This window comes from Achromobacter sp. JCM 18799, from assembly GCF_055395645.1.
Map to the genome: position 1 here is coordinate 2,315,132 of NZ_AP043866.1, position 12,027 is coordinate 2,327,158.

Here is a 12,027-nt window from a genome sequence, read left to right on the forward strand (position 1 = left end):
GAGAAGACGCCGCCGCGGTCGCGGCGTCCCCAGGCGTGGTTTAAGGCGGACTAATCTATGGACTTCACGGTCTGTACAGTCTGGGCGCTCGGGAACAGGTTGCTGATGAAGCGGTTCCACCGCACCAGGGCCGCCGTATCCACGAACACCACGTCTTTGGGTTGCAACTCGAACTTCTCCGCCACCGCAAGAGTCTGCGGCGAGCCGGCGTTCAGGTGGAACACCAGCGGCGTCGCTTGCTCAGTGCTGCGCACAACGAATATTTGCGACGGATTCGAGGTCAGCTGGTTCGGTCCTCCGGCCAAGCCCAGCGCTTCGGTCAACGACATGCGTCCGTCACGCATCACTGCCGCGGTGGGCAAGGTCACCTCGCCCATCACGAACACCTTGCTGTCGTCGCGCGGCGTGACCCTGACGATGTCGCCCGACTTCAGCAGCACCTGATTCAGGTCTTGGCCACGCTCGATCAGCGCAGGCACGTTCACGCGAGTACGGCGTCCGTCACGGATCACGTAGACCGCGCTGCGATCGCCCGTGGGCAGAATGCCTCCGGCCCTGTTGACGGCTTCCAACAGGGTCATCGGGATATCGTTGATCGCGATTGCGCCCGGCGTCTTCACTTCGCCATCCACGTAAACACGCTTGCTGCGATATCCCAGAACGCGTACGGTGATCTGCGGATCCTGGATGTACTTGCTTGAACTATTCACTATGAGATTGCGCGCCTGAAGTTCCGTCAACCCGGCCACTTTCAGCAATCCCGCATAGGGAAATTGGATATATCCAGTGGATGAAACCGTATAGCCCGGAATGCCCGAGGCGGTGTCTCCAATGGCTAGTTCCGTTACCCCTGTCCCGATGGCGTAGGTTTGCGTCGGAAGAACGAGTTCGGGGTGATCCCACACCACGATCGAGAGGATGTCTCCGGGCCCGATCAGGTACGGCCCGGACTTGCCATAGAGCTTGTCGACCCCTTCGTTGTCGAGCAATGCCTGGCGCGCGCGCTGGTCTTCAAGCACCAGCGAGGGCGTGATTTCCTTGATTACCGCCTTGGAGTTCGGATCCAACGGATCCGCAAGCTGATTGGCGTCAAAGGTCATACCGGGAGACAAGGCGCAAGCGCCCAGCGAGGACACGAGCGCGATAGCTGCTATGCCTCGGCTCAACGTTCCGAAAAATGTCGTCATGGCAAATCCACTTGTGAATGACTTCGTTGCTTGGAGTGAGCCCGATGCGTAACGGGTTGCGACATTCCACTCTCTTTTCCTAGGCCCGCACATTCGACGGATGTCCTAAGCCTTCTCCTACATCGTTTGGAGGTTTCGGGTGCGTTGCGCACTCAATAAGATTTTGTCGGTAGCCACAAGCTTTGCGGCGGTGCACAGTTTTTGCCTTCCGCACGGCGGCTCCCCACGAACAGGAGTGCGCGATGGACCCGTCCCAAACGGACACGTCGTCTAGATTCAGCGGAGCAAGCTATCTCTATCGCTTGCTCGATGCCGCGATCGTGATCACCTGCGGCCTGACTGCCACCGGCTTGAAATTCTCGGACGATGCCTTGGCGGATCCTCCGCAGATCCATCTGTTCCTTGTGTACCTGTGCGGCCTGGGCGTGGTGGCCATCTTCCCGGCCTTCCGCCTCTATGTATCGTGGCGCGGCCGCCTGCTGACCGACCTGGTCGTGCGCAGCCTGGCGGCCTGGGCGCTGGTGTTCGCGCTGGGCATCTGCATCAGTTTTCTCATGCACCAGACCGCGGCGATATCCCGCGTATGGGCGGCTACGTGGTTTGGCATGTCGGCGCTGACGCTGGCCGGCCTACGGATTGCGGTCTACGCGGTGCTGGGCGCGGCGCGCGACCGCGGGATGGACCGCAAGCGCGTGCTGCTGGTGGGCTTCGGCGCGCTGGGCCATGACCTGTGGCGCCGCGTCGAGCAATACCGCGGCGCGGGCTACGAAGTGGCCGGCATCTACGCCGAGCCCCATGAGAACCTGCCGCCGCAAGTCCGCCGCCTGCATGAGCTGGACGGACTGCATGGCTTCGTGCATGAGCACAACGTCCGCGAGATCTGGATCGTGCTGCCGATGGAAGCGGGCCAGGAACTGCGCGAAGTCCTCTATCACCTGCGCAATGACCTGGTGGATATCCGCTGGATTCCCGATGTCATGTCGATCCAGCTGCTGGGACACCGCATCGGCGAATTCCTGGGCCTGCCCGCCATACAGCTCAACAGCCTGCCCGCTGCCGGCGTGCGCGGCTGGGCCAAGGAAATCTTCGACCGCAGCTTCGCCTTCTGCGCGCTAATCGGGCTGTCGCCCGTGATGCTGACGGTGGCGATCCTGGTGAAGGCGACTTCGCGTGGCCCCGTGTTCTTCACCCAGCCGCGGCTGGGCGTGGACGGCAAGGTCTTCCATGTCTACAAGTTCCGCACCATGACGGTGCATCAGGAGCATGGCGTGGTCACCCAGGCCACCCGCAACGATGCCCGCGTCACGCGCATCGGCGGCTTCCTCAGGCGCACCAGCCTGGACGAACTGCCGCAGTTCCTGAATGTGCTCATGGGCGACATGTCGGTGGTGGGACCGCGTCCGCACGCCCTGGAGCACAACGAAATGTACAAGGACCTGGTGCAACGCTACATGATGCGCCACCGCGTCAAGCCGGGCATCACGGGCTGGGCGCAGGTCAACGGCCTGCGCGGACAGACGGACACGCTGCGCAAGATGAGCGATCGCGTCGAGTACGACATCTATTACATCCAGCACTGGACGTTCAGGATGGACCTGCAGATCATCGCCCGCACGGCGTTGTCGGGATGGACGGGCCGCAATGTCTACTAAACCTTTGGGATGGCCCGAGCAACGCAAGGCCGCGGTCCGCGACGGCATGCTGGCGCAGGCGGAGTTCCGCCAGGCGGTCGAGATGTTGCCGCTGGTTTCCATCGACCTGCTGCTGCGCGACGCCGCGGGCCGCTACCTGACCGGCCTGCGGGCCAATCCCCCTGCCCAGGGCGCCTGGTTCGTGCCGGGCGGGCGGATCCGCAAGAACGAAACCCTGCACGCGGCGCTGCGCCGCATCGCCCGCGACGAGCTGGGCATCCCGGTCAGCGAGCTGGCCTGGACCCCGCGCGGCGTGTACGAGCACTTTTACGGCACCAATTTTGCGGGTGAAGCCGGACGCTCCACCCATTACGTCGTCCTCGCCTATGAGGCCGAGCTTTCTTTGGACATTTCCAGCCTGCCCCAGGCCCAGCACCGCAGCTACCGCTGGCTGCCCGCCCGTGCCCTCGCCGCCGATCCCGGCGTGCACCCCTACACCCAGGCCTACTTCAAGGAGTGAGCGCCATGACCAATCCCCCTCCCCCGTACCGGGCAGTCATACTCTGCGGCGGTTCAGGCTCGCGCCTGTGGCCGCTGTCGCGCGAACTGCTGCCCAAGCAGTTCATCCGTTTGACCGATGACCGCAGCCTGTTGCAGAACACCCTGCTGCGGCTGGGGTCCGCAGGCGCCGAGGCCCGGCCCATCCTGGTCTGCAACGACGCGCACCGCTATATCGCGGCGGAGCAGGCGCTGGAACTGGGCATCAAGGACGTGGAAGTGATCCTGGAGCCCTTCGCGCGCAACACGGCGCCGGCCATCGCCGCGGCCACCCTGCGCGCCATGCGCGACGGCGAGGACCCGGTCATGCTGATCATGCCGTCGGACCACGTGCTGGAAGACGGCGAGGTGCTGCAGGCCGCCTTCGCCGCGGCCTATCAGGCCGCCCTGCAGGGTGCGCTGGTGACGTTCGGCATCAATCCCACCGCGCCGCTCAGCGGCTACGGCTACATCCAGGCGGACGAGCCCGGCGTGATGGCGCCCGCGCGTCGCGTGCGCCGCTTCGTTGAAAAACCCTCTCCCGAGGTCGCGCAGCGTTTCATCGAAGATGGCGGCTATTACTGGAACAGCGGCATGTTCGCCTTCCAAGCCTCGGTGTTCCTGTCGGAAATGGCGCGCCTGGCGCCCAAGATGCTGGAGCAGGTGCAGGCGGCCGTGGCTATCGGGCATGGCGAGAACTCGCTGTTCCACCTGGACGGCCCGTCCTTCGAAGCGTGCCCCAGCGATTCCATGGACTACGCCATCATGGAACGCACGGACAGCGCCGTGGTCATCCCGCTGGCCGCCTCGTGGAGCGATGTGGGCGCCTGGGACGCGGTCTGGGGCATCGCCCAGAAGACGGTGGAAGGCAACTCCACCACCGGCGACGTCATGGTGGAGGATTCGCGCAACTGCCTGATCCACTCCACCAGTCGGCTGGTGGCCTCGGTGGGCCTGGACGACATCGTCGTGATCGAAACCGCCGACGCGGTGCTGGTGGCGCACAAATCGCGCTCGCAGGACGTCAAGCGGCTGGTCGAGATCTTCAAGACGCAGCACCGCTCGGAACTGAACCATCACCGCGAAGTGCAGCGGCCCTGGGGATCCTACGACTCGGTAGGCCAGGGTCCGCGCTACCAGGTCAAGCGCATCACGGTGAAGCCCGGCGCGCGCCTGTCCTCGCAGATGCACCATCACCGCGCGGAGCACTGGATCGTGGTCTCGGGCACGGCGCGCATCTACAACGGCGACAAGCAGTACCTGCTGACCGAGAACCAGTCGACCTACATCCCGCTGGGCGAGATCCACAGCCTGGAGAACCCGGGAAAGATCCCGCTGGAGATCATCGAGGTGCAATCGGGCGCTTACCTGGGTGAAGACGACATCGTCAGATTCCAGGACATGTATGGCCGGGTATGAAAAGAAGGAGCCCCCACGCCGCACGCGCTCCGCACGCTCGCTGCCACCCGAGGGGGCGCCCTTTTTCAGGCCAGGCATGGCGCGGCTGTGCCTGCCATTGGCGGGGCTGTTCTTCGCCGTGCTGGTAACAGTGGGCAACCTGCCGGGCCTGGCCGCCGAGATGTCGGACGCGTTTGGCGACAAGCGTCTGCATCTTGCGGCTTACGCCTTCCTGACCACGTTGATCTATTTCTCGGTCAACCGTCGCCCGGCGCTGACGGCCCTGGTGGCGATCGCAATGCTGGGTGCGCTGGATGAAGCAATCCAGTCCCTTTTTCCCTATCGACAGGCTGAACTATTAGACCTTTTGGCCGATATCTCCGCGGCTGGTGCAACAGTAATCTCATTGCACATTGGTACCGCAGCCTTCGGCTCCTTTCGTGCAGTCATTAAGTCTTAAGGATACAACCATGCCAAAACGGGCACTGATTACCGGCGTTACTGGCCAAGACGGGGCCTATCTGGCGGAGTTTCTGCTGGCCAAGGGCTATGAGGTCCACGGCATCAAGCGGCGTGCTTCGCTGTTCAATACCGCGCGGATCGACCATCTGTACCAGGATCCGCATGACCAGCCCCGCAATTTCGTGCTGCATCACGGCGATATGACCGACTCTTGCAGCCTGATCCGCATCGTGCAGTCGGTGCAGCCCGACGAGATCTACAACCTGGCCGCCCAGAGCCATGTCGGCGTCTCGTTCGAGGAGCCCGAGTACACGGCCAACGCCGACGGCCTGGGCACCCTGCGCCTCCTGGAAGCCATCCGCATCCTGAAGCTGGAGAACAAGGCCCGCTTCTACCAGGCGTCCACCTCCGAGCTGTATGGCCTGGTGCAGGAGACGCCGCAAAAGGAAACCACGCCGTTCTATCCGCGCAGCCCGTATGCGGCGGCCAAGCTGTACGCCTACTGGATCAGCGTGAACTACCGCGAAGCCTATGGCATGTATGCCTGCAACGGCATCCTGTTCAACCACGAATCGCCCAAGCGCGGCGAGACTTTCGTCACGCGCAAGATCACCCGCGGCCTGGCCCGCATCGTGCTCGGCCTGCAGGAATGCCTTTACCTGGGCAATCTGTCCGCCCTGCGCGACTGGGGCCATGCCCGCGACTACGTCGAAATGCAGTGGCTGATGCTGCAGCAGGACACGCCCGAGGACTACGTCATCGCCACCGGCATGCAATACAGCGTGCGCGAGTTCATCAATACCGCCGCGCGCGAGCTGGGCATCCTGCTGGCCTGGGAAGGCGAAGGGCTGGAAGAGACCGCCACCGTGCTGTTCTCGCCGGTCCATGACATCAAGCCGGGCCAGGTGATCGTCCGGGTGGACCCGCGCTACTTCCGCCCGACCGAAGTGGAAACCCTGCTGGGCGATCCGACCAAGGCGCGCGAAAAGCTGGGTTGGTCGCCACGCACCTCCTTCGCGCAACTGGTCAAGGAAATGGTCGAGAGCGATCTGCGCGACGCGCGGCGCGATGCGCTGGTGGAGCAGAACGGCTACGAAATCTACGCCTACAAGGAGTAGCACGACATGACGAACCTGGAGCAACGCGTCTTCGTCGCCGGCCACCGGGGCATGGTAGGCGCCGCGATCACCCGCGAGCTGCAGCGCCGCGGGTACCGCAACGTGCTGACCCGCGGCCGGGAGGAGCTGGATCTGGAAAACCAGAATCAGGTCAACCGCTTCTTCTCGACCACGCCGGTCGACGTGGTGTACCTGGCCGCCGCCAAGGTCGGCGGCATCCTGGCCAACCAGACGCATCCGGTGGAGTTCCTGTACAAGAACCTGATGATCCAGTGCAACGTGATCCGCGCCGCGTATGCCGCCGGGGTGCGCAAGCTGCTGTTTCTGGGTTCGTCATGCATCTATCCGCGCGAAGCCCCCCAGCCCATCCGCGAGGACGCCTTGCTGACGGGGCCGCTGGAGGCGACCAACGAGCCCTACGCCATCGCCAAGATCGCGGGCCTGAAGCTGTGCGAGGCCTATCAGCGCGAGTTCGGCGCGCGTTTCATCTGCGCCATGCCGACCAATCTGTATGGCCAGCATGACAACTACGACCTGCAAAGCAGCCACGTGCTGCCCGCGCTGATCCGCAAATTCCACGAAGGCCGGGAATCCGGGCAGGAAAGCGTGAGCATCTGGGGCACCGGCGCGCCGCTGCGCGAATTCCTGTATGTGGACGACCTGGCCCAGGCCTGCGTCATGCTGATGGAGCATCCGCAGGCGGAAGGCATCTACAACATCGGCGCCGGGCAGGACATCTCGATCGCCGACCTGGCCAGGCTGGTGGCCCGCGTGGTCGGCTACGAGGGCAACATCGTTTACGACAGCAGCAAACCCGACGGCACGCCGCGCAAGCTGATGGACTCGGCCCGCATGCAGGCGCTGGGCTGGAAACCGGAGATCTCGCTGACGCATGGCATCACGCTGGCCTACGGCCACTTCCTGCGTGAACGCACCCAGCATGCGCTGCCCGTGGCCTGACGGCCTCGCCAGAACCCATATGCCCACAGGCCCCAGCCATGCTCGGATTCCTCAGGAAACATATCGCCGGCAATGCCTCCTTCTGGGGGCTGGTGGAGTATGGCATCGGGCCGGTCGCGGCGCTGGTGGCCCTGCCCATCCTGTTCCGGCAGCTGGGGACCGTGGGCTTCGGCCAGTACTCCATGATCATCGCCCTGGCCGGCTTCGGCAATGCCGCCAACCTGGGCGCGGCGGTGACGGCGACCAAGCTGGTGTCCGAGCGCATGCACGAGCCCGGCGGCACCTATCGCGCAGCCGGCGTAAGCATGTCGCTGATCGGCTGCGCGCTCGGGGTCGTGACCCTGGCCGCAGTATTGCTGTGGGCAGTGGTGGGCCTGGGCTGGCCGGCGGCGACCTTCGGCGGCGTGGCGGTGACGATGCTGGCCATGCCCGCGCTGGCCATCTACCTGACGCAGCAATATGACCAGCTGTTCTCCGGCTGCCTGAAGGGGCGCGAAGACTTCCGCGCCACGGCGCTGTGCGAAGTCTTCAGCCGCACCGGCACGATGGGACTGGCTTGCGCCACGGCCTGGCTGACGGCATCGCCCACCTGGACCGGCCTGGCGCAGGCGCTGGGACTCCTGATCGCGGGCAGCGTGAAGATGCGCGTGTTCGCGCGCACCTATGGCCGCATCCTGGTGCGCCCGGTGCGCGACCGCAGCGCCATGATGGACGCCTTCCGGTTCTCCCGCTGGTCCTGGCTGAACAGCCTGAGCGCCCTCGCCTTCGGCTCGGTGGACCGGGTGCTGGTCGGCAGCCTCATGGGTCCGGCCGCGCTGGCCATCTATACGGTCGGCGTGCAGGTCGGCCAGATCATCCATACCGCGTCGGTCGCCATCTTCCAGAAGGCCATGCCGCGCGTCACCCGCCTGTCGGTTTCGCCCCCATATCCCGGCGCCGTCGAACGCGAGATCCGCCGCATGATGCTGTGGAACCTGGCGCTGTCGGCCAGCGCCACGCTGGCGGTGCTGGCGGTCAGCCATCCGCTTCTGAACCTGCTGTTGGGAGACAACGTCGCCAGCGGCCATCTGGGCACCTTCCAGTTGCTGATCGTGGCCTCGGGACTGCTGTCCTTGAACGCCGCGGCGCACTTTTCCCTGCTGGGCCTGGGCAATTCGCGTGCCGTCGCCATCCTGAACGGCCTGGGCGGCCTGGCGATGCTGTGCGTCATGGCAGGACTGGTACACGCGGCGGGCGAACACGCCGCGGCATGGGGCCGCATGGCCTACGCGGCGATCACGCTGGCCGGCGTGGCTCTCGCCATCCGTCAATCCCGCCCAGATTTTCCGGGCGCCTTGCCTGCGGCCACCCGTTAACTCATATGCTGAGGTCCTACATGCGCAAGCGTCATAACGAGTACTCACGTCAGCTCATCGACTTCGTCCGCGAGTTGCGGCCGCCGGCGCCCATCGCCGGCAGCCTGTTGCCGAAAGTGACCATCGTGACCCCCTCGTTCAACCAGGCCCGCTTCCTGGAACGCACCATCCTGTCCGTGCTGAACCAGGGCTATCCGCGGCTGGAGTACATCATCATCGACGGCGGCTCCACCGACGGCAGCGTGGACATCATCCGCAAGTATGAGCGCTACCTGACGTACTGGGAAAGCACGCCGGACCGCGGCCAGTCGCATGCCATCAACAAGGGCTTCGAACGCGCCACCGGCGACTATGTGGGCTGGCAGAATTCCGACGACCTGTACTTCCCCGGCGCCTTGCGCAAGCTGGGCGCGGCCGCCTCCAAGGGGCGCGCGCCCATCGTCAGCGGCAACCTGTTCGTGGCCGACGCCGACAACCGGATCTTCCGCAAGATCCATTACACGCCGGTCAACCGCGGCACGCTGACGGTGGTGAAGGCGTCCATCCCGAACCAGTCGGCGATCTTCCGCCGCGACCTGTTGCAGAAGTACGGGCTCTTGCAGGAGAGCATGCGCTACTGCATGGACCTGGAGCTGTGGAGCCGGCTGCTGCGCGAAGGCAAGAACCTGATCGTGCCTGACGCCATGGGCGTTTACACCGCCCACGACGAAACCAAGACGGCGCTGATGCAGGACGTGCTGCTCGAGGAACGCGAACAGATCGTCACGCGCATCCGCCGCACGGAGCCGGGCCTGGGCAAGCTGTTCGAACTGTCGTGCCGCGCGTCCAAGGTGGCCGCCCACGCACGCCAGGGAGACCTGTCCTATCTGTTCGAAAAACTGACCACCAAGATTTTCGGACGCGACGACTGGGCTTCGCACTAGCGTCTTTCCACACAGAGAAGAGCCGCAATGACCACGCACCGCCGCCTATCCACCCTGCATCTGCTGGGCATGTTCGCCTTCACGGCGCTGGCCTTGAACGACGACCACTTCGTCCTGGGCGTCGGCAGCTTCAAGCTGTCGCCCTTCGATTTCCTGTTCGTCGCCATGCTGGTGGTCAAGATGTTGAGGCTCGCGGATCCCGCGGCCTATGCGCTGCCCCGCGGCATGCTGGGCATGCTGCTGGGCATCCAGACCGTGTCGGTGATCTATCTGATCCTGGTGTCGCTGCATCATCCGGGCATCGAGACCGGCGACGTGGCGCGGGACCTGCGCATCGTGTTCTATTTCTTGTGCACGCCCTTTCTTTGCTACAAGGATATCGACAGCCCGGCCGCCTACGCGGTGCTGCAGAAGTACATCGTGGCGGCCTGCCTGGCCGTGGCCACGCTGATGCTGGCCGAACAGCTGCAAGGCTTCAGCGTGGCGAATCCGCTGCGCAACGTGCGGCTGGGCGTATGGGCCATCCCGTTCGGCGTGGTGTCGCTGCTGTACTTCCGGCGCACGCTCAACGTTTCCGGACCCAAGGCCTACGCGCTGACGGTCTATATGCTGCTGGCCCTCGTGTTTTCGCTAAACCGCAGCCAATACCTGCAACTGGCGATCTCGGTGTTCATCGCCGTGCTATTGGGCGCGGGCCCCGAGATCCGGCGCCGCGCCGTGCTGGTCTTTGCGCCGGCGGCAGTCGCCGGGGTGCTGGTCTTCGCCGCGATCGGCTACCTGGACGTGCTCACCAATCGCATCTTCAGCGTCGAGCGCCTGGACGAGGACTCCAGCTATGGCGCACGCGTCCAGGAGATGCAGGGACAAATGGACTTCTTCGCGGAGAGTCCGGTGTTCGGCAAGGGCGCGGGCTTTCGCAGCTGGGTCATGGGCGAGAACGGCTTCGAGCTGAGCACCTTCGCCCACAATTCCTGGGCCTTCTACCTGATGAAGTTCGGCGTGGTCGGCACCTTCATGATCATGCTGCCGCCCGTGCTCATTCTTCTGCTCACGCTGTTCCGACGATATGCGCATCCGGGCCTGGAGCTGCACCGGCGCTACCTGCTGGCCACCGCGCCTATCTATATCTTCATCGACTCGCTTTCCGGCGGCCTGGCGTACGCGCCCAAGACCGCCTTCACCGGGTTCCTGCTGTGCTATTGCCTGTCGCTCATGCGCAATGCCCAGATCATGCCCGTGCCAGAACAAAGAACGACATCCGCCCCCAGCCACCGCCCGGACGTTGCGCGCCGGACGCCAACTAGAGTGATCCCACATGCCTGATGTCTTGTTTGTCGCGCCAGACCTGCACGGCGGCGTAGGAAGATGTGTCGCCTTCATCGTGGATGCCTTGCCGGAACAAGGGGTGGATTCCGCCTTGTTCCTGCTGCGCTCGCGTATCCGCGAGTATCCCGTATCCAATCCGAAGGTAACCCGGGCGCTCCCCGTCAACGAATCTCCGACCGCGCTGCGGCTGATGCTGCCCGTGGCCTTTTTCAAACTGCTCATGCAGATCCGGCGCGACAAGCCCGCCATCGTCTGCTCGCACGGCCTCTTGTGCAACATGCTGGTGGTGGCGGCCAAGAAGCTGCTGCGCGGCAAGTTCGCCACCGTCGCCTTCGAACACAGCAGCCCGGCCATCCATTACGGAGCCTCGCGCATGCGGCGCCTGAAATGCTGGCTGGTCAGCCAGACCTACCGGCGTCACGATGCGGTGGTGGGCGTATCGCGCGGCGTCAAGGAAGACCTGGTCAGCATGTTCCCGCCGCTGCGCGGCAAGGTCCACACCATCTACAACGGCGTGCCGCTGGAAAATGTACGTGCGCAGGGCAGCCGCGGCGGCGAGGAATCCGCGCAAGCCGAGCCTTACCATGTCGTGGCCGTGGGCCGGCTCGAAGCGGTGAAGGACTATGCGACGCTGATCGACGCGGCCGCCCTGCTGGACGACCCCGGCATCCGCTTCACCATCCTGGGCGAAGGATCCGAGCACGCCGCCCTGCAAAAGCGCATCGATGAGCGCGGCTCGCGCAGCCCGGTCACCTTGGCCGGCCATATCGACAACCCGTTCCCGGTGATTGCGGGCGCCGGCGCATTCGCCCTGACCTCCCTGCGCGAGAGCTTCGGCAATGTGCTGGTGGAGGCGCTGTGCCTGGGGGTGCCGGTGATATCCACCGACTGTCCCCATGGCCCGGCTGAAATCCTGGATTCCGGCCGCTACGGCCTGCTGGTTCCTGTGGGCGACGCCGCGGCCCTGGCCGAGGCGGTGCGCCGCCTGGCCTATGACGCGGAGACGCGTGAACGGTTTGCCGAGCAAGGCCCGGAACGCGCCGACGCCTTTTCCCTGGAACGGCACTGCCGCAACGTCATCGCCCTCTTCCGCCCGCTGATGCAGCGCGGCACGCCCTGAACAGGACAGC

11 protein-coding genes are annotated in these 12,027 nt (G+C 64.7%); 10 read left to right on the top strand and 1 reads right to left on the bottom strand.

The features are described 5' to 3' along the window. Window positions 1–50: 50 nt before the first annotated feature. Window positions 51–1,187 carry a polysaccharide biosynthesis/export family protein gene (locus ACZ5YA_RS10915; protein ID WP_059372191.1) on the bottom strand — a complete coding sequence of 379 codons (1,137 nt, stop codon included), beginning with the start codon at window positions 1,185–1,187 and terminating at the stop codon, window positions 51–53. A gap of 242 nt (window positions 1,188–1,429) precedes the next feature. On the opposite strand from ACZ5YA_RS10915, the gene ACZ5YA_RS10920 reads away from it, so the two are divergent. The 10 genes from ACZ5YA_RS10920 (at window position 1,430) to ACZ5YA_RS10965 (ending at window position 12,017) form a co-directional block, all read left to right on the top strand. Beyond that, window positions 1,430–2,839, top strand: coding sequence for an undecaprenyl-phosphate glucose phosphotransferase (locus ACZ5YA_RS10920; protein ID WP_059372189.1), 1,410 nt, complete (start codon window positions 1,430–1,432; stop codon window positions 2,837–2,839). A gap of 46 nt (window positions 2,840–2,885) precedes the next feature. Then, window positions 2,886–3,338 carry a GDP-mannose mannosyl hydrolase gene (locus ACZ5YA_RS10925; RefSeq protein WP_059372823.1) on the top strand — a complete coding sequence of 151 codons (453 nt, stop codon included), beginning with the start codon at window positions 2,886–2,888 and terminating at the stop codon, window positions 3,336–3,338. Window positions 3,339–3,343: 5 nt separating this feature from the next. Then, on the top strand, window positions 3,344–4,774 hold the full coding sequence (locus ACZ5YA_RS10930) for a mannose-1-phosphate guanylyltransferase/mannose-6-phosphate isomerase (RefSeq protein WP_059372188.1): 1,431 nt from the start codon (window positions 3,344–3,346) through the stop codon (window positions 4,772–4,774). Between the two features lie 76 nt (window positions 4,775–4,850). Next, on the top strand, window positions 4,851–5,213 hold the full coding sequence (locus tag ACZ5YA_RS10935) for a VanZ family protein (protein WP_059372186.1): 363 nt from the start codon (window positions 4,851–4,853) through the stop codon (window positions 5,211–5,213). A gap of 10 nt (window positions 5,214–5,223) precedes the next feature. Continuing rightward, on the top strand, window positions 5,224–6,333 hold the full coding sequence (gmd, locus tag ACZ5YA_RS10940) for a GDP-mannose 4,6-dehydratase (protein WP_013395110.1): 1,110 nt from the start codon (window positions 5,224–5,226) through the stop codon (window positions 6,331–6,333). 6 nt (window positions 6,334–6,339) lie between these two features. Continuing rightward, window positions 6,340–7,293: a GDP-L-fucose synthase family protein gene (locus ACZ5YA_RS10945; protein ID WP_054453071.1), complete on the top strand. Its 954-nt coding sequence runs from the start codon at window positions 6,340–6,342 to the stop codon at window positions 7,291–7,293. A gap of 38 nt (window positions 7,294–7,331) precedes the next feature. After that, a complete protein-coding gene (locus ACZ5YA_RS10950; RefSeq protein ID WP_464092496.1) occupies window positions 7,332–8,648 on the top strand; it encodes an oligosaccharide flippase family protein in 1,317 nt (438 codons plus the stop codon). A 20-nt stretch (window positions 8,649–8,668) separates the two neighbouring features. Then, window positions 8,669–9,571 (top strand): glycosyltransferase family 2 protein, encoded by a 903-nt coding sequence (locus tag ACZ5YA_RS10955; RefSeq protein WP_059372182.1) that lies wholly within the window; start codon window positions 8,669–8,671, stop codon window positions 9,569–9,571. Between the two features lie 27 nt (window positions 9,572–9,598). Next, the gene (locus ACZ5YA_RS10960) at window positions 9,599–10,894 is read left to right on the top strand and encodes an O-antigen ligase family protein (protein WP_118933839.1); all 1,296 of its coding nucleotides are present in this window, start codon (window positions 9,599–9,601) and stop codon (window positions 10,892–10,894) included. Then, on the top strand, window positions 10,887–12,017 hold the full coding sequence (locus ACZ5YA_RS10965) for a glycosyltransferase (protein ID WP_464092497.1): 1,131 nt from the start codon (window positions 10,887–10,889) through the stop codon (window positions 12,015–12,017). The genes ACZ5YA_RS10960 and ACZ5YA_RS10965 overlap by 8 nt, the downstream gene beginning before the upstream one ends. Window positions 12,018–12,027 lie beyond the last annotated feature (10 nt).